General features: G+C 33.3%; 20 protein-coding genes. 7 read left to right on the forward strand and 13 right to left on the reverse strand.

Annotated features, from left to right (window positions below):
- Positions 1-36: 36 nt before the first annotated feature.
- The 3 genes from ettA to holA form a co-directional block, all read right to left on the reverse strand.
- On the reverse strand, positions 37-1,728 hold the full coding sequence (gene ettA / locus BUA98_RS06425; protein WP_072970804.1) for an energy-dependent translational throttle protein EttA: 1,692 nt from the start codon (positions 1,726-1,728) through the stop codon (positions 37-39).
- Between the two features lie 57 nt (positions 1,729-1,785).
- Complete coding sequence (locus tag BUA98_RS06430) at positions 1,786-1,968, reverse strand: CAL67264 family membrane protein (RefSeq protein WP_072970805.1); 183 nt, start codon at positions 1,966-1,968, stop codon at positions 1,786-1,788.
- A gap of 67 nt (positions 1,969-2,035) precedes the next feature.
- Positions 2,036-3,040: a DNA polymerase III subunit delta gene (holA, locus tag BUA98_RS06435; RefSeq protein ID WP_072970806.1), complete on the reverse strand. Its 1,005-nt coding sequence runs from the start codon at positions 3,038-3,040 to the stop codon at positions 2,036-2,038.
- A gap of 95 nt (positions 3,041-3,135) precedes the next feature.
- Between holA and BUA98_RS06440 the strand changes: the two genes are divergently transcribed.
- From BUA98_RS06440 to BUA98_RS06450, 3 genes are read left to right on the forward strand one after another with little or no spacing between them, the layout of a single operon-like run.
- On the forward strand, positions 3,136-3,588 hold the full coding sequence (locus tag BUA98_RS06440) for a type I restriction enzyme HsdR N-terminal domain-containing protein (RefSeq protein WP_072970807.1): 453 nt from the start codon (positions 3,136-3,138) through the stop codon (positions 3,586-3,588).
- 18 nt (positions 3,589-3,606) lie between these two features.
- Positions 3,607-4,626, forward strand: coding sequence for a glycosyltransferase family 2 protein (locus BUA98_RS06445; protein WP_072970808.1), 1,020 nt, complete (start codon positions 3,607-3,609; stop codon positions 4,624-4,626).
- Between the two features lie 34 nt (positions 4,627-4,660).
- Positions 4,661-5,494 (forward strand): OmpA/MotB family protein, encoded by an 834-nt coding sequence (locus BUA98_RS06450; RefSeq protein WP_072970809.1) that lies wholly within the window; start codon positions 4,661-4,663, stop codon positions 5,492-5,494.
- Between the two features lie 189 nt (positions 5,495-5,683).
- Here BUA98_RS06450 and BUA98_RS06455 read toward each other — a convergent pair whose 3' ends face one another.
- From BUA98_RS06455 to BUA98_RS06465, 3 genes are all read right to left on the reverse strand, one after another.
- On the reverse strand, positions 5,684-6,304 hold the full coding sequence (locus BUA98_RS06455; protein ID WP_072970810.1) for an L-threonylcarbamoyladenylate synthase: 621 nt from the start codon (positions 6,302-6,304) through the stop codon (positions 5,684-5,686).
- A gap of 139 nt (positions 6,305-6,443) precedes the next feature.
- Entirely contained in the window at positions 6,444-8,780 is a 2,337-nt protein-coding gene (locus tag BUA98_RS06460) for an ATP-dependent helicase (protein WP_072970811.1), read from the reverse strand.
- 330 nt (positions 8,781-9,110) lie between these two features.
- On the reverse strand, positions 9,111-9,878 hold the full coding sequence (locus BUA98_RS06465) for a sulfite exporter TauE/SafE family protein (RefSeq protein WP_072970812.1): 768 nt from the start codon (positions 9,876-9,878) through the stop codon (positions 9,111-9,113).
- 124 nt (positions 9,879-10,002) lie between these two features.
- Between BUA98_RS06465 and BUA98_RS06470 the strand changes: the two genes are divergently transcribed.
- Positions 10,003-10,524 (forward strand): DUF7935 family protein, encoded by a 522-nt coding sequence (locus BUA98_RS06470; protein WP_072970813.1) that lies wholly within the window; start codon positions 10,003-10,005, stop codon positions 10,522-10,524.
- A gap of 83 nt (positions 10,525-10,607) precedes the next feature.
- Here the strand turns inward: BUA98_RS06470 and BUA98_RS06475 are convergent, their stop codons facing one another.
- The 3 genes from BUA98_RS06475 to BUA98_RS06485 all read right to left on the reverse strand — a co-directional run bounded on the left by BUA98_RS06475 (position 10,608) and on the right by BUA98_RS06485 (position 14,444).
- Positions 10,608-11,513, reverse strand: a complete 906-nt coding sequence (locus BUA98_RS06475; protein ID WP_072970814.1) for a patatin-like phospholipase family protein — start codon at positions 11,511-11,513, stop codon at positions 10,608-10,610.
- Between the two features lie 163 nt (positions 11,514-11,676).
- Positions 11,677-13,746: a M1 family metallopeptidase gene (locus BUA98_RS06480; protein ID WP_072970815.1), complete on the reverse strand. Its 2,070-nt coding sequence runs from the start codon at positions 13,744-13,746 to the stop codon at positions 11,677-11,679.
- Entirely contained in the window at positions 13,743-14,444 is a 702-nt protein-coding gene (locus BUA98_RS06485; RefSeq protein WP_072970816.1) for a transposase, read from the reverse strand. Before BUA98_RS06485 ends, BUA98_RS06480 begins: the two co-directional genes overlap by 4 nt.
- Positions 14,445-14,533: 89 nt before the next feature.
- Here BUA98_RS06485 and BUA98_RS06490 point away from each other — a divergent pair, with 89 nt between their 5' ends.
- A complete protein-coding gene (locus BUA98_RS06490; RefSeq protein WP_072970817.1) occupies positions 14,534-15,280 on the forward strand; it encodes a Dph6-related ATP pyrophosphatase in 747 nt (248 codons plus the stop codon).
- A 62-nt stretch (positions 15,281-15,342) separates the two neighbouring features.
- On the opposite strand, the gene BUA98_RS06495 is transcribed toward BUA98_RS06490, so the two are convergent.
- Positions 15,343-15,888 (reverse strand): DUF1697 domain-containing protein, encoded by a 546-nt coding sequence (locus BUA98_RS06495; RefSeq protein WP_072970818.1) that lies wholly within the window; start codon positions 15,886-15,888, stop codon positions 15,343-15,345.
- Positions 15,889-16,098: 210 nt separating this feature from the next.
- Here BUA98_RS06495 and recG point away from each other — a divergent pair, with 210 nt between their 5' ends.
- On the forward strand, positions 16,099-18,207 hold the full coding sequence (gene recG / locus BUA98_RS06500; protein WP_072970819.1) for an ATP-dependent DNA helicase RecG: 2,109 nt from the start codon (positions 16,099-16,101) through the stop codon (positions 18,205-18,207).
- Positions 18,208-18,414: 207 nt separating this feature from the next.
- Here recG and BUA98_RS06505 read toward each other — a convergent pair whose 3' ends face one another.
- The 3 genes from BUA98_RS06505 to BUA98_RS06515 all read right to left on the reverse strand — a co-directional run bounded on the left by BUA98_RS06505 (position 18,415) and on the right by BUA98_RS06515 (position 20,597).
- Positions 18,415-19,020: a PAS domain-containing protein gene (locus tag BUA98_RS06505; RefSeq protein WP_072970820.1), complete on the reverse strand. Its 606-nt coding sequence runs from the start codon at positions 19,018-19,020 to the stop codon at positions 18,415-18,417.
- Positions 19,021-19,114: 94 nt separating this feature from the next.
- Entirely contained in the window at positions 19,115-19,975 is an 861-nt protein-coding gene (locus BUA98_RS06510; protein WP_072970821.1) for a hypothetical protein, read from the reverse strand.
- 25 nt (positions 19,976-20,000) lie between these two features.
- Positions 20,001-20,597, reverse strand: coding sequence for a DUF6436 domain-containing protein (locus tag BUA98_RS06515; RefSeq protein ID WP_072970822.1), 597 nt, complete (start codon positions 20,595-20,597; stop codon positions 20,001-20,003).
- A 526-nt stretch (positions 20,598-21,123) separates the two neighbouring features.
- Between BUA98_RS06515 and BUA98_RS06520 the strand changes: the two genes are divergently transcribed.
- Positions 21,124-22,185, forward strand: a complete 1,062-nt coding sequence (locus BUA98_RS06520) for an efflux RND transporter periplasmic adaptor subunit (RefSeq protein ID WP_072970823.1) — start codon at positions 21,124-21,126, stop codon at positions 22,183-22,185.
- Positions 22,186-22,267 lie beyond the last annotated feature (82 nt).

The raw sequence follows: 22,267 nt of genomic DNA on the forward strand, positions 1-22,267 counted from the left end.
AAATTTGGGATTTTTTAATTTGAAATTTAACTGGATTTATCTAATTAACTTTCTGTATTTCAAACGTTTTGGAGTTAAATCACCACCTAAACGTTTCTTTTTATTTTCTTCGTATTCAGAAAAACCTCCTTCGAAATAGTAAACCTCAGAATCTCCTTCAAAAGCCAGAATGTGCGTACAAATTCTGTCTAAGAACCATCTGTCGTGCGAAATAATTACAGCACAACCTGCAAAATTCTCTAAACCTTCTTCAAGGGCACGAAGTGTATTTACATCCAAATCATTCGTAGGCTCATCTAATAAAAGAACGTTTCCTTCTTCTTTCAATGTCATTGCTAAGTGTAAACGGTTACGCTCACCACCTGAAAGCATTGAAACTTTTTTGTTTTGCTCACCACCACCAAAATTAAAACGTGACAAATAAGCTCTTGAGTTCACTTGCTTTCCTCCCATCATAATCAATTCCTGACCGTCAGCAAAATTTTCCCAGATTGATTTATTTGGATCGATGTTAGAGTGAGACTGATCTACGTACGCGATTTTTACAGTTTCTCCAACTGAAAATTCTCCGCTATCTGTAGCTTGCTCGCCCATAATCATTTTGAAAATAGTTGATTTACCTGCACCGTTTGGTCCGATAATCCCAACAATTCCCGCTTGTGGCAAAGTAAAATTTAAATTATCATACAACAATTTATCTCCAAATGCTTTTGCAACATTTTTAGCTTCAATAACATTTGTTCCTAAACGTGGACCGTTCGGGATATAGATTTCCAGATTTTCATCCAGTTGTTTTTGATCTTCGTTTAATAATTTGTCGTAATTCTGTAAACGTGCTTTTTGCTTCGTTTGACGACCTTTAGCTCCCTGACGAACCCAGTCCAACTCACGCTCTAAAGTTTTTCTACGTTTAGACGCTACTTTTTCTTCTTGTGCCATACGACTAGATTTTTGATCTAACCAGGAAGAGTAATTCCCTTTCCATGGAATACCTTCTCCTCTGTCCAGTTCCAAAATCCAACCTGCAACATTATCAAGGAAGTATCTATCGTGCGTTACCGCAATTACAGTTCCGGAATATTGCGCTAAGTGTTGCTCTAACCAAAGTACCGACTCAGCGTCTAAGTGGTTAGTAGGCTCATCCAGTAACAATACATCAGGCTGTTGCAACAACAAACGACATAAAGCCACACGACGACGCTCTCCTCCTGAAAGGTTTTTGATTGGCGTATCTCCTTCCGGAGTACGTAACGCATCCATTGCGATTTCTAGTTTTGTGTCGATTTCCCAAGCACCAAGAGCATCAATTTTATCCTGTAAAGCTGCCTGACGATCCATCAACTTATCCATTTTATCAGGATCGGAATAGTTTTCTTCAAGACCGAATAAATCATTAATTTGGTTGTATTCTTCTAAAACTGCCATTGTTTCCGCAGCTCCTTCACGAACAATTTCGATAACTGTTTTAGAATCATCAAGGATTGGTTCCTGCTCTAAATAACCAACGGTATAACCGGGTTGAAAAACAACATCTCCCTGATAATTTTTATCTACACCGGCAATAATTTTTAAAAGAGAAGATTTCCCAGAACCATTTAAACCTAAAATACCAATTTTAGCTCCGTAAAAGAAACTCAAATAAATGTTTTTAAGTACTGGTTTGTCTGCTCCCTGATAGGTTTTACTCAATTTTTGCATTGAGAAAATTACTTTCTTATCGTCTGACATTTTTTATGTTTTTTATTTTAATTATTTACTTCTTTATTTATCTAAAATATATTGCAATTAAACTCTTCCTTTCAACGCATTAAAAACCCATGCATTAGCTAAGAAACCAACTCCAACAGCACCAAATCCCCAGCCTGAAACATCACTATATCTAAATACTCCAAGACCTATAAGTAAGAATCCCATAAGTACCATTATAAAAGTAGCCCAACCTAAAACGGTATTTTTATTCATTCCCATAATTGTAATAATTATTTTTTTGTTGTGATTTATTTTTAGAAGTGCAAATATCGTGAATTTTAGTGGCTTAATTAAATATTTTATACAGCATTTCTTTTAGCAGATCCGACTGCGGTAAAGCATTTGCACCAACTCCTTTACTTTTAACATCTACATCACGTAAAGCACCAACAATCTGACTCACTTTTCGCATTGGATAATTTTTAAGAGCTAAATCATATTCCTTTAAAAAATAAGGATTTACACCAATTGCAGATGCCACATTTTTTGGATTTTTATCTTTCAATCCGTGGTACTTTAAAAGCTGCACAAAAAATCCAAAAACCAATCCGGTGGTCATTACTAATGGATATTCTTTAGGATTATGAGCGAAATTTTCTGCTATTTTATAAGCTTTTAACTGATTGCGCTCTCCGATTGCTTTTCGAAGTTCGAATACATTATAATCTTTACTAAAACCAATATTTTCCTCAATATGCTGTGGAGTGATCATGGTTCCCTGAGGTAAAATAATCTGTAGTTTTTCTAATTCATTATTTATTTTACTCAAATCAGTACCTAAAAACTCAACCAACATTGCATTCGCTTTTGGGTCGATTGTATATTTTTTTCCGGCAAGAATTCGTTTTATCCAGTCTCCTACCTGGTTCTCATATAACTTTTTACTCTCGTAAACGATTCCGTTTTGTGCTAGTAATTTGGTGACTTTTTTACGCTTATCAAGTGTTTTATACTTGTAGCAAAAAACCAAAACCGTTGTTTCCATTGGATTGTTCACATACGATTCGATTTTATCAATCGTTCTGGATAAGTCCTGAGCTTCTTTTACAATAACAACCTGACGATCAGCCATCATAGGATAGCGCTTGGCCGTTGAAACAATATCTTCGACAGAAACATCTCTTCCATATAAAACTGTTTGATTGAATCCTTTTTCTTCTTCAGAAAGAACATTCTGCTCAATATACTCCGATAATTTATCAATATAATAAGGCTCTTCACCCATCAAAAAATAAATCGGTTTTATATTTCCCGCTTTAATATCATTAACAATTTTTACAACTTCGTCCATTCAAATCTTTTGTTTCAGGTCCCAAGTTTCAGGTTGGTTTCAATAACTTGAAACTTTAAACTTGAAACCTGAAACTATTTTAATATTTTTGCTTTATGCAGCGATTAAATTTTCCACTCTATCCTTTCCGATTCAAAAATAGCGAAAATAAAGTGTCTATTTTTGATGAAATCAGAAAAAAATTTATCATTCTTACCCCGGAAGAATGGGTTCGCCAACATGTTGTTCATTATTTAATGACTGAGAAAAAATATCCTAAATCATTAATAAACGTAGAGAAAGTTTTAACAGTCAATGGTTTACGAAAACGATATGATGTAGTGGTATTCAATTCTGACGGCTCTATACATATATTAGTAGAATGCAAAGCACCGGAAGTAAAAATATCGCAAGCAACTTTTGATCAAATTGCACGTTACAATATGACAATGCAGGCACGGTTTTTGAAAGTCACAAACGGTCTGAATCATTTTTATTGTCAGATGGATTTTGAAAACGAAAAATATGAGTTCTTAAAATCACTACCCGATTACAAAGAAATTTATTAAATTATAACATTAATACTTTTGGATAAAATAGCAGTTGTCATTTTAAATTGGAACGGAATAAGATTGCTTGAGCAATTTTTACCCTCAGTTATTCAATTTTCACCACAAGCTACTATATACGTAGCCGATAATGCTTCGTCAGACGCTTCTGTAAATTTCGTAAGACAAAATTTCCCAACCATAAAAATCATCCAAAACAATGGTAATCATGGTTTTGCCAAAGGCTATAATGACGCTTTAAAAGAGGTAGATGCCGAAATATACGCTTTAGTTAATTCAGATATTGAAGTAACCGAAAATTGGTTACAACCCATAATTGAAACTTTTGACAACGAAAAGCAAACTGCTATAATTCAGCCTAAAATTCTTGATTTTAAAAACAAGGAATATTTTGAATATGCTGGTGCTGCTGGTGGATTTATAGATAAATATGGTTTCCCATTTTGTCGTGGACGTATTTTTGACACAGTTGAAAAAGATAACGGACAATATGATGATACTATTGAATTGTTCTGGGCTTCAGGCGCCTGTTTCTTTATCAGAAAAGAAGTATATGATGAGTTGAAAGGCTTTGATGAAACTTTCTTTGCACACCAGGAAGAAATTGATTTATGCTGGCGTGCTGCAAACGAAGGGCACATTATTAAATACAACTCAAGATCAGTCGTATATCATGTTGGTGGTGCAACATTACAGCAAGGAAATCCGAAAAAGACATTTTTAAATTTCCGAAATTCATTGCTAATGCTGGTTAAAAACCTACCAAAAAAAGGATTGTTTTTTAGAATTTTCTTCCGAATGATTTTAGATGGAATTGCCGCTATCCGTTTTCTTACACAAGGAAAGTTCAGTCATACTTTTGCAATTTTAAAAGCACATTTTTCTTTTTATTGCATATCTTTAAAGTATCTTCGAGAAAGAAAAGATTTTCAAATACAGCAATACTATACCGTAAAAAGTATCGTTTACTTATATTACATAAAGAAATTGGTTGTTTTTAAAGAAATCTTTAACAGTAATCAAAATATTAAAAACTAAATTTGTAATCAACGTTTAATTAAATATAATACCTATGAGAAAAATAGTTATCGCACTAACAGTATTAACGGCCTTAACTTCTTGTGTATCGAAAAAGCAATACGCAGCATTAGAAGCTAAGAACAAAGAAACTCAAGATTTATTAAACTCTTGCACAGTTAAATTAAATACTTGTTTAGAAGAAAAAGCAGGATTGGCAGCTACAGCTGAAAGTTATAAAGCACATAATCAAGATTTGATCAACAGTTCTAAAGATTTAACTGTATTAACTACTAAAGGAGCTGAAAACCTTGAGAAATCTTTAGAGAGCTTAAAAGAAAAAGATTTAAAAATCTCAAGACTTCAGGATGCTTTAACTAAAAAAGACAGTGTGACTTTAGCATTAGTTACAAGTTTAAAAGGAGCTGTTGGAATCAACGATCCGGATATCGAAATCAATGTTGAAAAAGGAGTTGTATTTATTTCTATCGCAGATAAATTATTATTCAAAAGTGGTAGCTACGAAGTAAGTGATAAAGCAAAATCTGTTTTAGCAAAAGTTGCAAAAGTAGTTAACGACAAACCAGATTTCGAATGTATGGTTGAAGGTCACACTGATGATGTACCATACAAAAGCAACGGTATAATTCTAGACAACTGGGATTTAAGTGTTAAACGTTCGACTTCTATTGTACGTGTATTAACAAACGACCTTGGTGTTAACCCTGCAAAATTGATTGCTGCTGGTAGAAGTTCATATGTGCCTTTAGTTGCAAATGACAGCCCAGAAAACAAAGCACGTAACAGAAGAACTCGTATCGTTGTTATGCCAAAAATAGATCAATTCTACGATATGATTGAAAAAGAAATGAAAAAACAAGCTAAATAATTTAGCGTTTTACATACTCTAAAAACTAAAAAGCAGGTCAATCGACCTGCTTTTTTGTATTCTTAATTCTTCTATTTAAACAATTAAATGCAAATCAAGAATAACATTATTTTTAATTAACTAACTAAATTTTAACTAATAATAAAATTACTTAATAATTTTAAATTATTACGCAATTTCAGTATTTATTTACAAAATATCAATATCCCCTTTTCCTTCCCTTACAATTACTGGCTCGTGCTCAGATAAATCGATAATTGTAGATCCTACATTGTCACCATAACCTCCGTCAATTACCATATCAACAAGATTTTGCCACTTCTCAAAAATTAATTCAGGATCTGTTGTATATTCAATTACATCATCTTCATCACGAATAGAGGTTGAAACTACTGGATTTCCTAATTGACGAACAATTTCCAAAATAATATTATTATCCGGAACACGAATCCCGACCGTTGTCTTCTTTTTGAACTCTTTTGGTAAATTATTATTTCCCGGTAAAATAAACGTATAAGGTCCTGGTAGCGCTCTTTTTAAAATTTTAAAAGTCGAAGTATCAATTTGTCTCACATAATCAGATAAATTGCTTAGATCGTGACAAATAAAAGAAAAATTTGCTTTCTCTAACTTCACCCCTTTTATCTTTGCGATTTTTTCTAAAGCACGTGAATTGGTAATATCACAACCTAAACCGTAAACAGTATCTGTTGGATAAATTACCAAACCTCCGTTCTGAAGTACTTTTACCACTTTTGCGATTGCAGCTTCACTTGGTTTATCAGGGTATATTTTTATAAATTCGGCCATTTAAAATTTTGTTTAAAGTTTAATTTTGTTTCATGTTTCAAGTTTAAAATTCGAGTAAAATTTAATCCTAAAATTAGAAAAGATTTACACAAAGCCAGGCAAACTTGAAACCTGAAACTTTGAAACTTGAAACTTTCTTTTAACCTATTATGTCAAGTTTAGCAAATCGTAGTAACAGCTTTTTAATTCCACCTACTTCAAATTTAATTTCAGCCTTTTTATCAGGACCAAAACCTTCTAAGTTAACCACTTCACCTTTTCCAAAACGTTCGTGCATTACAACGTTCCCTATCGTTAACTTACTATCAAATAAATTGGGAGCAGTTGAATTTGGATTATTGGCTGCTACAGGTTTCAACTTTCTAATATTCAAATCTGGTTTAGGCTCATTATCCGTAACATGTTTTGGCGGTGTACCTCCAATTGGTTTTGCTAATCTTAGTTTCGATTTATCCACATCACCAAAAATATCACTATCAATCGTTGATTTATAACGATAATTGCTTTCTGCAGGTGTTAAATATTCTAAATATTGCGGATCAATTTCTTCAATAAAACGAGATGGTTCACTATCTGTCAATTTCCCCCAACGGTAACGTGATTGTGCATACGTCAAGTACGCCTGATGCTCTGCACGAGTTAAAGCTACGTAAAATAATCGACGTTCTTCTTCCAATTCACTTCTAGTACTCATACTCATAGCACTCGGAAACAAATCTTCTTCCATTCCCACTACAAAAACATGCGGAAATTCAAGACCTTTTGCTAAGTGAATCGTCATCAAAGCCACACGATCTTCATCAGAGGTGTCTTTATCCAAATCAGTTGCAAGTGCCACATCTTCCATAAATTCAGAAAGTGCTCCTCTTGCTCCGTCGATTTCTCTTTGCCCTTCCGTAAAATCTTTTATACCGTTTAAAAGTTCTTCGATATTCTGAATTTTTGCCATTCCTTCCGGCGTAGCATCTTTTTTCAATTCCTGAACTAATCCTGTTTTTTTAGCAACGTGATCAGTTAGATAAAAAGCATCCTGATTTTGATCGATAACCTGAAAACTCTGAATCATCGTCACAAAGTCTTTCAGTTTATTTTTTGTTCCGGTATTCAGTTTTAAATCGATTTTATCAATGTTTACCATCACTTCCCAAATCGAACGCTTGTAATGATTGGCCGCAATAGTTAATTTTTCAACAGTTGTATCTCCAATTCCACGTGCCGGATAATTAATAACACGAATTAAAGCTTCTTCATCTTTTGGGTTAATTACCAAACGTAAATAGCACAAAACATCTTTAATTTCTTTACGTTGATAGAACGATAATCCACCATAAATTCGGTACGGTATATCGCGTTTTCTTAATGCATCCTCCATCGCACGCGACTGAGCATTCGTACGATACAAAATTGCAAAAGCCCCGTTATGAAGCTGATTTTGCATTTTCTGTTCAAAAATGGTACTGGCTACAAAACGTCCTTCCTCTGCATCTGTCAAACTACGATGCACTTTAATTTTTGCACCAAAATCATTCGCCGTCCAAACAACCTTATCCAATTTGGTTTTATTATGCTCCATTACCGTGTTTGCCGCCTCCACAATATTTCGGGTCGAACGGTAATTTTGCTCCAGACGAAACATTACAACACCTTCATAATCCTTCTGAAAATTCAAGATATTATTAATGTTCGCTCCACGAAACGCATAAATACTCTGCGCATCATCACCAACTACACAAATATTCTGAAATTTATCTGATAAAGCCCTAACAATCAAATATTGAGAGTGATTTGTATCCTGGTACTCATCAACCAAAATATAACGAAAACGATTCTGGTATTTCGCTAAAACTTCTGGAAAGCGAGTTAATAACTCATTGGTTTTCAATAATAAATCATCAAAATCCATGGCGCCTGCTTTAAAACAGCGATCAACATATTGCTGATAAATCTCACCTAACCTTGGTCTTTTTGCCATTGCATCGGCTTCAACCAATTCTGGATTATTGAAATACGCTTTTACTGTAATTAAGCTGTTTTTATAGCTCGAAATACGGCCTAAAATCTGCTTTGGTTTATAAATATCACGATCCAGCTGCATTTCCTTAATAATCGAAGAAATAAGTCTGGCCGAATCTTGTGAATCGTAAATTGTAAAATTTGAAGGGTAACCTAAATGATCTGACTCTGAACGCAGGATACGGGCGAAAATCGAGTGAAAAGTTCCCATCCACAGGTTCTTAGCTTCAGTTGCTCCCACAATATCCGAAATCCTATGTTTCATTTCACGGGCCGCTTTATTTGTAAAAGTAAGCGACAAAATGTTGAATGCATCAACACCTTGTGCCATCAAATAAGCAATTCTAATAGTTAAAACACGGGTTTTTCCAGATCCTGCACCAGCAATAATAATCATTGGCCCATCTTTCTTTAAAACGGGTTGTCGTTGTGCTTCGTTGAGCTGGTCAATATATTTTTGCATGAAATTTTTCTCCTTTGATGCAAAAATAGCAATTAAAGATGTAAAAAGAAAGATACTAAGATACTAAGGTTCTAAGTTGCTAAGATATTTTAAAATTAGTTAATTAGGTCAGGATACAATGATTGTCAGAAGCAAAACAAAGAGCTCTTTTTCAGGCAACATTCCCGCTTTCGGCTATATCTCTCCGTTTCACTCCGAGGATACCGCCTCAATCGGGGCTAGCCCAAACAATTGGCTTCTATTATACAAAGTTACTGACACAGTAAATCACTAAATTACTAAGCATTTTAATAAAAACTTAGCATCTTTGTATCTCAGAACCTTAGAATCTTATTTAAAAAACACATCATAAGCAAATCGAATTAAAGTACCAACTACCACAACCAAAAAGAAAATTCGAATAAAACCATTTCCTTTATTGATAGCTAGTTTTGCACCAAGCCAACCGCCAAGTCCGTTGCTAACAGCCATTGGAATTGCGATCGTCCAAATGATTTTTCCTTTTATCATAAACAAACAGATCGAACCGAAATTAGTGGCCAGATTTACCATTTTAGCATTCGCGGAAGCGTGCAAAAAATCAAAACCTAAAAGGGCGATAAAAGCAACCACAAAAAAACTTCCAGTTCCCGGACCAATAAATCCGTCGTAAAAACCAACAATCACGCTAATAACAACCGCATAAATTATCTGAGTAGTAGCCGAATGATCTTTAGCAACATGCTGCCCAAAATTCTTCTTCGCATAGGTATATATAAGCAACAAAGACAAAACTACTAACAGAAGCGGTTTCATGAAATCATTGCTGACCAATGTCAATATAGTAGAGCCTAAAAATGCTGATGGAACAGCTAAACACATCATGATCAAAAGTAATTTCCATTGGATCACTACTTTTTTTAAATATTGAAAAGCGGCGAAAGCAGTTCCGGTAAAAGCAGGTAATTTTAAAGTTCCAATAACAGTTGAAACGGGTAAATTTGGCAATAAAATCAATCCCATTGGAGTCTGAATCAATCCGCCACCACCAACAATGGCATCAATAAATCCTGCGGCAAAAGCAGCCAAACAAAGTAAAATTATAATATAGCTTTCCATTAATCGTATGTTTCAGGTGGTTTTGCGAACTGTGCACAAAAGTAAACTTCCCTTTTGTTTATTACAATAGAATTAATCGTGTTTTCTCAGCAAAAATTATATTTTTGTTGAAAAATTGAACCAAATGGATTATACAAGAATTATAGAATTAGCCAGTTATACTTTACCAGCCATAGTTACCGGATTTGTAGCCTACAGTTTCTTCGAATTGCATATTAAAAACAATGATAAGAAACGTGCTTTTTTATTAAACAGAGAATATCAGAAACAATCCTTACCAATTCGTTTACAGGCTTACGAACGTATGACCTTATATCTAGAGCGTATCAACCTAACCAAATTATTAATTAGAATTGCTCCAATTTCAAACGAAAAACATGATTATGAAAACTTTGTAATCGACCAAATCGAACAAGAGTTTGAACATAACTTAACACAGCAAATTTACATGTCTGACGAATGTTGGACAATCATAACAACAGCTAAAAACTCAACTATCCAAATTATTCGTAAAGCGGCCATGAGTGACAGAGTTGATAGTGCTGATAAATTAAGAGAGAAAATTTTGAATGATTTATTAGAGAAGCAATCTCCGAGTAATGCTGCTTTGGGATATATTAAGAATGAAGTTTCTGAACTTTGGTAAACTTCAATTTTAATCCCGAAGCTTCGGGATCAGATTTTAGATTTTAGATTCTCAATGGTAATCTAAAATCTAAAATCATCAATCTAAGATTGCCTGTTATCGCTCATAACCTCAGACTTATTCTGAGCATATTCATACCCTTGCTCCCACCATTCTTTCATTACTTCTTTATTAAAAATAAGTGCATTATCGGTCAATTTTGTGGGTGTGTAATATAAGTTAAGCTTCACATTCTTATTGTTTGCCATAAGTTTTCCTATAGCAATGTCGTGTTTTTCAACCTGATCCAACGCAATTCGAAATAAGTCAATCATCAGTGAGAATGGGTTTTTACCAATAACCGTTTTATCCATATTAACTTCGGTTTCCAGAATGATAACATCAATTTCTGTAGCGCCCCGATTGATGGCTTCACGGATTGGCACCAAGCTTGAGAACCCACCATCGCCATACTCGCAATTGTCTTTTTCAACCAGACTCATAAACGGAACATAATTGCTTGAGATCCATGACCAATCACAAAATTCCTCATAAGTACAATCCTTTACAGATTTATATTCTGATTCGTTTTTGGTAAAATTAGTTACCGTAATAACAACATCATTATTCAGTTTTTTCAGTTTATTGAAATCGGATAGCGAAAAATTATTTCTGATGTATTTTTTTAAGCCTTTGCTTTCGCCAAAAGTTCTTTTTCCTCTGAAAAACTGACGTAGTACATTGAAGTGATTAATCGTTACAATATCTACTCCATCTTTGTTTTTAACTACAAAAGGGCAAATATTAAAGATACTTCCCATCGTAACATTCGTATAAACCGAGTGAATTTTTTTGATATGACCTAATGCCAAATGCGGAATAAGCAAACTTCCAGTAGAAGTTCCTAAAAACAAATCGTATTCGTAATTTTTTTCTTCTATTAGATATTGCGCCACACCACCGGCAAATGCTCCTTTACTTCCACCGCCAGAAATAACCAATGCTCTCATAAATTTATTGTAGGTTTTTTATTTAGAGAATAGAAAAAAGAATAAAGAGGAAAGACTTTCTTATCTGTATTAAATCTTTACTCTTGCCTCTTACTTCTCTCTGTATTCTATTCTGTATATTCTATGTTCTAATCTCTTCAATATTTCCTCTTGTCTCTTGCTTCTACTTCTCTATCTCTTTCAGCAAACGACTCAATTGAAACTGTTCATCGGGGGTCAAATTAGGCAAAATTCTTTCAAACGAAGCACGCATTTCTGAATTTTTTAATAAAAACCGAATTGTATCTCTTCCAAATTTTGAAAATTGCCACATATGATGCGTTGTGGCTCCAACTAAATTACTCAAAACCTGATCGTTAATTATTTTAAACGCAATTAGCTTTTCAAGTGCATTCTGTCTTGTAGTGGCTTCATATTTTGCAGAAGAAAAAGAAATCAGTTCAGCAATCAAAGTTTCTGGATTCTCTGCATAATTCGGAGTTGACAAAGCCAATGAGAGCCACATTGTACGCAGATTATAATCATTAAAACCAATCCAGTTTTTAGATTTTTCCAGATATTCAGCACGATAATCCGGAAAATTTTTCCAAAGCCAGTACAATGCAATTTCCTGTGTTTGATAGGATTTATCATCAAGCAAGGTTTCATATTCAGCTCTAAAATCTTCTGGAATCTTACTCAAAGTTGTCGCAACATCCTGACGAATCTGAATATTATTGGTTTTTAAAGCAATTAATAAGAGTGCTTTTTTAGCCTCGTATTTTTCATTTTCCAATTGATCAACAATTGCCTGTTTTACAGAATAATATACCTCTGACTCTAATGTTTTCTTAAAGAAAGCTTCTTTTTCTAATAAAGGTGTTTTCTTCAATTTATCGACTTCTAATCGAACCTGAATTGCTTTGTTCTTACTTAATAAAGCATTGGCTGTTGCCGTATCAAAAACAGTCGATTCTAACCAGGTTTTCTGAAATTTATCTAAATCAAAATTGGAAACTTTTTTAATTTCGTCGAAGAAATCCTGAGTGTTTACAGTTTTATAAGCATACTTTTTTAAATAACTTTTTATGGCTTTTTTAAAAGCTTTATCTCCAATCGATTCATGTAAAACAAACAAAGCCCAGGCTCCTTTTTCATAAAAAGTAAGCGAACTTGCTTTAGCATTCAAAACCGGAATCGTATCCGTTCTGGAGGCAAATTTGATCTGTTGTGCCGTATCGTAAAATTTGGAGTAAAAATAATCTTCACCATAAATTTCTCTTTCTGCTAAAGCTGCATAATAAGTTGCAAAACCTTCCTGAAGCCAATGGTGTGTACTACTTTCGGCTGTAATTAAATCGCCAAACCAATGGTGCGCCAACTCATGCGCATCAACATTCGTATAATTTCGATCTTCAAAACCAATAGAATCTACTACATATCGCGTAGCAAAAAGTGTCGAAGTCGTATTTTCCATTCCAGCGTAAAGAAAATCGCGAACCGGAATCTCTCTGTAAATTTCCCATGGATATTTCACTCCAATTTCTATCTCCAAAAAATCAAAGATTCGTTTCGAATAACGATACGTTGGTTCAAAACGATTTACGTCTTTATTCTCCAGATAATATTCTAACGGAATTTTAGATTTTGCTGTCAATTCTTTTTTATCATATTTGCCAATGGCAAGCATTAATAAATAAGAGCTCATTGATTTTTCCATTTTGTATTGCCAGTGAACAGAATTTCCGTTTGAAGTTTTATCTTTTAAAATCCCATTTGAAACTACCTGATATCCTGCCTCATAATTGATTCCTAAATTAAAAATCACTTTTTCATTAACATCATCAAAACTCGGAAACCAATTACTGGTATATCTTCCCTGCCCTTGCGTCCAAATTTGCACTTCTGAATTCTCAATAGTAACATAATACAATGCCTGTTTTGGCTTAACGACGTATTCAAAAGTCAAATGATTTTTTCCTTTTTGAAAATTACTGATTATTTGCAATTCTTTACCTGTATTTACAGAATAAACCTCTTTACTGTCAATTTGGACATTGGTAAATTCCATGTTTTTAGCATCAATCTTAATGGTGTCAATTGGTTTTAAAACTTCAAATTGATAATCAATCGAGCCGGAAACCAATTTTTCCTTTGCATTTAAAGACAATTGTCCTGAAACGGTTTTAAAATCGACAAACTTGGTTTGTTGTGCAAAAAGGAATGTGGTAAAAAATAGGAGGATGTATTTCATTGAAAATTAGAATTTATGGAATCTGTATCCCAAGATCGTGGATTGCTTTTTATATAATTATAAATCGTTTCAAATCTTTTGTAATTACGGACAATATGGTCGTGATAGTTGGTTTGCCATATTTTAGTAGAACCAGATTGATTTTTGTCATCACAAATCTTATTAATTTGTGTCGTTGTAACTGATTTGAATAACGCTACGAACGATGAAATTGAATTAGGTCTCCTTGAAAATTTAAATTCGGATTGATCAAGATTCATATTCTCGATCCAATTATCACGTAGAGGCGCACGGCAGTGCGTCTCGGCAACGTTTGGCCCAATCTTTGTCGACACACTGGACGTAGACGCACTGCTGTGCGTCTCTACGATATGCGTGTGTGGATCATTCACGTCTAAAATATCCGTTGTGGGTACAACATTATTTATATTTTGAATTTCAATTAAAAGATGAACATGATTTGGCATCACAATCCAATTATGAAAAAACCAATTTTTACGAATTTTAATAGATTTCAAAAGCTCATTCTCTACAATTTGACCATTTTCATTTAAAATCATTTTCTCATTTTCAATCGAACCAAAAATGCATTCTCTATTTTTTGTAACTATTGTTATAAAATAAATTGCCTCACTTGAATAGTCCCAGTTCTTTAATCTTTTAGAGTCGATTTTATATTTATCTTGATATAATGTCATTTTTTGGCGTATAAGAATTCCAAAGTTACAAAGGTTTCATCAACAAATCGAATGAAATTTGTAAGTTTACGACATAAAATAACAACAGCGTGCCAACACCAAAAAAAGCCTTATTTAACTGGAGCAGCGGAAAAGATTCTGCTCTTACTTTATATAAAATTCTACAAGATCCTGAATATAAAATTGAATGTTTACTGACCAGCGTAAACCAGCAATTTCAGCGTATCTCTATGCATGGCGTTCGCGTTGAATTATTAAAAGCACAAGCAAAAAGCATTGGATTGCCTTTAGAAATTTTACAAGTTCCGGAAATGCCAACTATGGAAGTCTATGAAAATGTTATGACGAAAACATTGACAGAATTAAAGAGTAAAGGTATCACACATTCTGTTTTTGGAGATATTTTTCTGGAAGATTTGCGTAAATACCGAGAAGATCAATTGGCAAAGATTGGTTTTGAAGGTGTTTTCCCAATATGGAAAATTCCAACAAAAGAGCTGATTCAGGAATTTATTTCGTTAGGCTTTAAAACTATAGTAGTTTGTGTAAACGAACGCTATTTAGATAAAAGTTTTGTGGGTCGAATTATCGATCAGGATTTTATAAATGATTTGCCTGAAAATGTAGATGTTTGTGGCGAAAATGGCGAGTTTCATACTTTTGCTTTTGATGGTCCAATTTTCTCAAAACCAATTGATTTTGAAATTGGAGAAATCGTTTATAGAAAATATGAAAAACCCAAAAACGAAGATTCTTCAGATACTGCTTGCGACACTAATGTCAGCGATGCTTTTGACTACGGATTTTGGTATTGCGATTTAATTCCTAAAAACTAAATTAGACAATTAGAAAATGTGTCAATTTGATAATTTAAGAATATCTATAATTATCACATTTTCTAATTTTCAACATACATTTTTAGCAAGTTTGTAACCGTATTCCAGTTTCTCATTGTTACTATAACGTTGAGTTTTTTCTCAATGTATTTCCCTTCTAATCTTGTTTTTCCAGCACCAACAGCATATTTAATAAAAATTCTGTTTCCGTCAATACTTGCTTCATCCGGTTTAAATTGGCTGATTTTTAAATCGTTTATATTTTCCTTTTTTAGTTCCGTTGAAGCAAAAGCCACATATAATTTTTTAGTATCAATATCTTTTTCTTTTAGATAAGGACTGTTTTTAAAACACAATTCCAAATCTTCTTTTGTAATTACAATCGTAGGAACTTCATGTCCAAAAACCTTGAAGATTTCCTGTTTGATCATAAAACCCACTTTCGAAGCACTTTCTTCCTCAGAATCCACAAAAACATTTCCAGATTGGAGATAGGTTCTCACATTTGTAAAACCAATATTTTCCAGCATTGTTTTCAAAGCTTCCATTTTCATCATATTGTGGCCAGAAACGTTGATACCTCTTAAAAGTGCTAAATGTGTTGTCATTTCAAATAATTTTATTCTTCAAAGATATATTTTTCTAAACTTCAATTTATCAGATTTTTAAATTTCCCAATTAAAATCTATCTTCGCTGTTTCAGAGATAAAAGAGTATAGAATAAAGAATATAGACAAAAATCTATTCTCTTTATTCTATACTCTATTTTCTAAATCTAAAAATCTAAGCCAGTCTAAAATCTAAGTAGTCTAAAAAAAATGTCTAACAATCTCCTTGAAACCCCAATTGAATACCTAAAAGGTGTTGGTCCGAGTCGTGGCCAGCTGCTTCGTAAGGAATTGGGCATTCATAAATACAGAGATTTAGTTAATTTTTTTCCGAATAGATACATTGACAGAACCCGTTATTATAAGATAAATGAACTTCAAAACACAGGAGCCGAAGTTCAGATTATTGGTAAAATTATCAATATAAAAACCGTTGAGTTTGCAAAAAATAAAAAGCGTTTGGTTGCCACTTTCGTGGATGTTACAGGACAAATCGATCTGAATTGGTTTCAGGGACATAAATGGATCAGAGAGAGTTTAAAACTGAATGAGGTTTGTGTTATTTTCGGAAAATGTTCTTTATACGGAAGTCAGTTTAGTATGGCGCATCCGGAAATTGAATTGTTAAGTGAGCATGAAAAAAGTTTGCGGTCTGCAATGCAACCCGTTTATCCGTCTACGGAAACATTAACCAATCGCGGAATTTCAAACCGAACGATAAATAAGTTAATGGAACAGCTTTTTATCGAAACACAGGCTCTATTTACTGAAACTTTTCCGCCTTATTTAATCGAAGAATTAAAGTTAATTCCGAAAAGAGCGGCTTTATTCAATATCCATTTCCCAAAAAGTACTGAGGTTTTGGCGAAAGCCCAATTCCGCTTAAAATTTGAAGAATTGTTTTTTATTCAGCTTCAATTAATTACTAAAAACCTGATTCGAAAACACAAAATAAAAGGGCATCCGTTTACAAAAGTAGGCGAACTTTTTAATGAATTCTATCAGAACCATTTACCATTTGAATTGACTAACGCTCAGAAAAGAGTAATTAAAGAAATTCGTTCAGACATGGGAAGCAACGCCCAAATGAACCGTTTATTACAAGGAGACGTTGGTTCCGGGAAAACAATTGTTGCTTTTATGAGCATGCTTTTGGCCATTGATAATGGTTTTCAGGCCTGCTTAATGGCTCCGACTGAAATTCTGGCCAATCAGCATTTTATTGGTTTATCGGAATTGGCTAAAACTTTAGATCTCAATATCAAAATCCTTACAGGTTCAACGAAAACAGCAGCCCGAAAAATCATTCATGAAGAGCTTGAAAATGGAAGCCTGCACATTTTAATAGGCACGCATGCTTTATTAGAAGATAAGGTACAATTCCAGAATTTAGGTTTGGCTGTAATTGATGAACAGCATCGTTTTGGTGTAGAACAACGTTCAAAATTGTGGAAAAAAAATGAAATTCCGCCACACGTATTAGTAATGACCGCCACTCCTATTCCGAGAACTTTGGCGATGAGTTTATACGGTGATTTGGATATTTCTGTAATTGATGAATTGCCACCCGGAAGAAAACCCATTCAGACCGTACATCGTTTTGACAGCAATCGTCTGAAAGTTTGGAAATTCCTTCGTGATGAGATCGCTTTAGGAAGACAAATTTATATTGTTTATCCGTTGATTCAGGAATCGGAAAAAATGGATTACAAAGATTTGATGGATGGTTACGAAAGTATTTCGAGAGATTTTCCGTTGCCTCAATATTCGATTTCGATTTTACATGGAAAAATGAAACCAGCAGATAAAGATGCTGAAATGAAACGCTTTTCTGAAGGAAAAACCAATATTATGGTCGCCACGACTGTAATTGAAGTTGGTGTAAACGTACCAAATGCCAGTGTAATGATTATCGAAAGTGCAGAACGTTTCGGATTATCACAATTACATCAATTACGCGGACGTGTTGGCCGTGGGGCTGAACAAAGTTATTGCATTTTAATGACGAGCCACAAATTAAGCGCCGATAGCAAAACCCGAATGGAAACTATGGTTCAAACCAATGATGGCTTTGAAATTGCCGAAGTAGACCTGAAATTGCGCGGCCCTGGCGATTTAATGGGAACACAACAAAGTGGTGTTTTAAATCTTCAGATTGCAGATATAGTCAGAGATCGTGACATTTTAGGTTTAGCAAGAAACTATGCTATGAAAATTCTAAAAGAAGATGGTCCGCTTCAAAAACCGGAACACGCTGTTTTAAAAGCTGTTTTTATAGAATTAACCAAAAAGAAGAATATTTGGAATTATATTTCTTAAGGTTCAAAGCTACAAAGGCTCAAAGAGACAGAGGTTTTGAAAACCTGAAATATGGAAACTTAAAAAACCTCATTGTATCAGACTCAAGTTATGGATTAAGTCCTTAAAAATATTCAAATGTCCTTGGTAAGGTGATTAGATTTGTTGGGGGCAAATTTTGGTTTGAATATTTTTTACGATACAATGAAGCGTATTAATTCTATTTTATTATTTCTTTTTAGGAGCCTCTTTCTTTTCAAAAAGACCACTAAAAATACCTTTGCTTACTTTATTTTTATCATCTTTTCCTGTTGCTACAAGGTGATCAATATATTCCATATATGTTTTTTTACGTTCCTCCAGAAAACCAGTCAGATATTCCTCAGATGCTGACATCCCACTGGCTTCTTCGATATGCAAAAGTTTTTTATAAAGAGGTTCAATAAATTTTACAATAATATCCTCGGAAACAGATTTTCTTGTTCCAAAATAACCAACGATTTCTCCATCAGAATCGGCTATAATTTTAAAATCGGTAATTACCCAATAATATCTGCCCGTTTTTGACATATTCTTGATGACAACATGAATATTTTTACTTGATTTAATACTGTCCCATAAGAATTTAAAAATCACTTTTGGCATGTCTGGATGACGAATTATATTATGAGGCTGTCCAATAAGTTCAAATTCATCATAGCCGGATACGTCAATAAAATCTTCATTCGCATACAAAATAGTTCCTTTTGTATCTGTTTTACTTAGCAATACTTTATTTTTATTCCAATCAACTTCTCTGTCTGATGGGGTTGGGCGGGTAATTCTGACATCCATAAATTTTGTATTTAAATTAATATGTAATTACATTCTGAGTATAATCTTTAATTCCCATAAGTAAATTAATTATTGATTACTAATAAGTTCAAAGCTAGTGCCCAGGCCTGCTATTGATTGACTTAACATGAATATCATTAACCATATCATCAATTTTTTTAGCGCTATCACGCATCATATCTAAATAACTCAAAAGCTGATCATTATCTGTATGTCCTTTTGAAACATCAATAAGTTTCAAAACCGAACTTACCGGCAACTTAAGATCTAAAGTTGTTCTGTGCACAAAATCATTATATTCCTTTGTAGCTGTTAAAGAACTATATTTTGCCGATGCCAATTTCATGTTTTCCAATTCATATTCATCCGATATTTTTGAAATATGGTTTTGACTATGTGTTTTAAAGTAGTATGCCCAATATCCGTTCATGAAGAAAACGACTGCAGCCAGCACAATATGAATAATAAGCGTTTCTAAATCAAAATTGACTTGCGAAAAATACAATTGTATTCCTTTTGGATCAGTGTAAACAAAGTTTTGCATATAGGCTAAAACAACATGATGTCCAACTACCAAAAGAGTAAGCGGAATCTGTAGTTTCCAGTTTTGATAAATAATCAGAATTGTACTGGCAATGAAAACAGTGAAATGCATTTCGAACAAACCGTGCATCTGATAAATATATTGTGCCATAAATATAGCCAGCACAAACGATAAAACGTACTGGTAAAACTTAGAGTTCTTTAGAAGAAACTTTGCTGAATAATAGGCCAATAAATTTAATGTTCCTACTCCTGCTCCAATCTCCCAGGTATCATATTTAAAAGCCAAAGCTATTCCAAGAAGAAAATAAATGGCAAGAACATAATTAATAATCGTATCCGATTTTTGTGTCATTGTTGACATGAAATTGTGCAGGTAATCCTGTTCGTTCAAACTAGCTTTTGCTTTCATAAGTTAGGTAATGTTAAGGTTAGATTTATTTAGTGCATTTTGGTAACGAACATCCATAAGCCCTTAGGGCTAACGCATCAAATGAAGGGGCATTTGTATGACTTAATAAAGAATCTATTGCCTGTTGGGCATAATTACTGTCAGCATCTGTACAGTATCTTGTTTTATTATAATTTCCGCGATAGTATAAATTTTGGGAGGCATCAATAAGAACCGCCTGAGGTGTAGAGAAAACGCCGCAATTTTTTGCTATTTCTTCATCAAAATAGACAGGAATTTTAGCATCAAACTTGTTCTGGATTTCTTCAATTGTGAAAGTCTTTTCTTTGTTTAATACTACGATTTTAAAATTGATTTTGTCTCTATACTTTTTAATCAAGCCACTTACATGGGGCACATTAAATCGGGAACATGGGCATTCAGGATTAAAAAAATGTATAAAAACCGGCCTCTGATCTGTCACGCAGCATTTTAATTCCACTTTACTTCCCATGGCTATATCATGGTAATTTTGAGGAATTGGTGTAGGCAAGCTGTATTGATATTCGTTTTGCCAAAACAAATAAGAAATGGCAGCAAGTAAAAAAGTAAACCATAAACCAAGAAGTATTTTTTTCTTCATAAACAGACGATTTTAAATTTAAATATAAACAGTTGTTAATTTATTCATTCTTAAAAAGTAAAAAATTTAACTTAATTAAAATAAAAAACCTACATATATTACTATTCTACCTAATAAAACATTAATATTCTCACAAAAAAATCATCATATTGTTTAACCTTATCAATGTTACAAATAAAATCGATAAAGAGCAAAAGAAATCGGATAAATTACAAGAAAAAACATTAACAGATGTTTTTTCTTACTTTTTATGCACGTGATTTTACGCTTTTTATCAGTAAAAACTTAAGAAACAAACTGCTTTATCCTGCGATTATTTTTTATTCAATCCTACTCTTTTAGAACGCAACTTTTTTTTTCACTGCTACATTAAACCTTTATTAATTTAAAGAGTCTAATACGTAATCTAATCTAAAAATTTGTACATACAAATGTTAAATAAAAGCCAACCTCTTCTGATTTCGGTTCAAAAAGTTAAATTTGTAAGCTACTAAAAACAATCCCAAAAAACATTTACCTCAATTTTATGAAAGTAAAAAATCTAATTTATGCCCTGCTAATTATAGTGCTCGGAGGATTTATCGCCTACAGAGTTGTTTCTAACAAAAGTAAAAACGACGAGTCTAAAAAGTCGGGGGATAAAGACCGCCCTACAACTGTAACAGGACTTGTAGTTACAACATCTACTTTTGACAACAACCTTTCATTATCTGGATCTATTGAAGCTAATGAACAAGTAGAAATTCACAGTGAAGTTTCCGGAATTGTTGAAGGTATTTATTTTACTGAAGGCACCTATGTAAATAAAGGGCAGGTACTTTTTAAGGTAAATGATATTGAATTAAGAGCACAATTAAGACAAGCTCAAACAAAAGAAGGTTTAGCGGCTGAAAACGAAAGACGAGCTAAATTATTACTACAAAAAGAAGCTATTAGTCAGGAAGAATTTGACGTTGCAAATGCGGACTATGCTTCTATGAAAGCACAAACTCAATTAATCAAGGCACAAATAGCTAAAACTTCTGTAAAAGCTCCTTTTTCAGGAAAAATTGGTTTGCGTTCTATTTCACCTGGAACTTATATAACTCCTACTGTTTTGGTTGCAAAATTGGTAAACACAGGGAAATTAAAAATAACATTTTCTATTCCGGAAAAATATGCTTCTGAAGTTAGATCAGGTTCAACTATTGATTTTTCAGTATCAGGATCTGATAAAGTATATTCAGCAAAAATATACGCTATCGAACCTGAGGTAGAAGTAGCAACACGTACTTTACAAATTCGTGCTATTGCTGATAATATAGATGGAAAACTTTTCCCTGGAACTTTTGCTGATGTAAAATTACCTTTAAATATTATTAAAGATGCAATTGTAGTTCCGTCAGAAGCCATAGTTCCTGTACAAGATGGTAAAAAAGTATATATCGCCAACATGGGTAAAGCAAAAGAAGTTATGGTTGATGCAACAACCAGAACAGATGCTTCGATTTTAATTCTTTCAGGATTAAAAGCTGGTGATACACTGATTACAAGTGGTGTAATGTCATTAAAAAATGAAGCACCTATAAAAGTTCAAGTTAAAAAATAAAAATAAGGTTTTTAGTTATGAGTTATGGGTTATGAGTTTCTAACTTAAGTCTATTCTCTTTATTCTATTCTCTTTATTCTTA

This window comes from Flavobacterium saccharophilum (assembly GCF_900142735.1).
In the GTDB taxonomy this organism is placed as follows: domain Bacteria; phylum Bacteroidota; class Bacteroidia; order Flavobacteriales; family Flavobacteriaceae; genus Flavobacterium; species Flavobacterium saccharophilum.

What these genes read in the sequence shown, in the direction of transcription:
- ettA (WP_072970804.1), bottom strand. Translation starts at nt 1,728, where the DNA reads ATGTCAGACGATAAGAAAGTAATTTTCTCAATGCAAAAATTGAGTAAA.
- BUA98_RS06430 (WP_072970805.1), bottom strand. Translation starts at nt 1,968, where the DNA reads ATGGGAATGAATAAAAATACCGTTTTAGGTTGGGCTACTTTTATAATG.
- holA (WP_072970806.1), bottom strand. Translation starts at nt 3,040, where the DNA reads ATGGACGAAGTTGTAAAAATTGTTAATGATATTAAAGCGGGAAATATA.
- BUA98_RS06440 (WP_072970807.1), top strand. Translation starts at nt 3,136, where the DNA reads ATGCAGCGATTAAATTTTCCACTCTATCCTTTCCGATTCAAAAATAGC.
- BUA98_RS06450 (WP_072970809.1), top strand. Translation starts at nt 4,661, where the DNA reads ATGAGAAAAATAGTTATCGCACTAACAGTATTAACGGCCTTAACTTCT.
- BUA98_RS06455 (WP_072970810.1), bottom strand. Translation starts at nt 6,304, where the DNA reads ATGGCCGAATTTATAAAAATATACCCTGATAAACCAAGTGAAGCTGCA.
- BUA98_RS06460 (WP_072970811.1), bottom strand. Translation starts at nt 8,780, where the DNA reads ATGCAAAAATATATTGACCAGCTCAACGAAGCACAACGACAACCCGTT.
- BUA98_RS06465 (WP_072970812.1), bottom strand. Translation starts at nt 9,878, where the DNA reads ATGGAAAGCTATATTATAATTTTACTTTGTTTGGCTGCTTTTGCCGCA.
- BUA98_RS06470 (WP_072970813.1), top strand. Translation starts at nt 10,003, where the DNA reads ATGGATTATACAAGAATTATAGAATTAGCCAGTTATACTTTACCAGCC.
- BUA98_RS06475 (WP_072970814.1), bottom strand. Translation starts at nt 11,513, where the DNA reads ATGAGAGCATTGGTTATTTCTGGCGGTGGAAGTAAAGGAGCATTTGCC.
- BUA98_RS06480 (WP_072970815.1), bottom strand. Translation starts at nt 13,746, where the DNA reads ATGAAATACATCCTCCTATTTTTTACCACATTCCTTTTTGCACAACAA.
- BUA98_RS06485 (WP_072970816.1), bottom strand. Translation starts at nt 14,444, where the DNA reads ATGACATTATATCAAGATAAATATAAAATCGACTCTAAAAGATTAAAG.
- BUA98_RS06495 (WP_072970818.1), bottom strand. Translation starts at nt 15,888, where the DNA reads ATGACAACACATTTAGCACTTTTAAGAGGTATCAACGTTTCTGGCCAC.
- recG (WP_072970819.1), top strand. Translation starts at nt 16,099, where the DNA reads ATGTCTAACAATCTCCTTGAAACCCCAATTGAATACCTAAAAGGTGTT.
- BUA98_RS06505 (WP_072970820.1), bottom strand. Translation starts at nt 19,020, where the DNA reads ATGGATGTCAGAATTACCCGCCCAACCCCATCAGACAGAGAAGTTGAT.
- BUA98_RS06510 (WP_072970821.1), bottom strand. Translation starts at nt 19,975, where the DNA reads ATGAAAGCAAAAGCTAGTTTGAACGAACAGGATTACCTGCACAATTTC.
- BUA98_RS06515 (WP_072970822.1), bottom strand. Translation starts at nt 20,597, where the DNA reads ATGAAGAAAAAAATACTTCTTGGTTTATGGTTTACTTTTTTACTTGCT.
- BUA98_RS06520 (WP_072970823.1), top strand. Translation starts at nt 21,124, where the DNA reads ATGAAAGTAAAAAATCTAATTTATGCCCTGCTAATTATAGTGCTCGGA.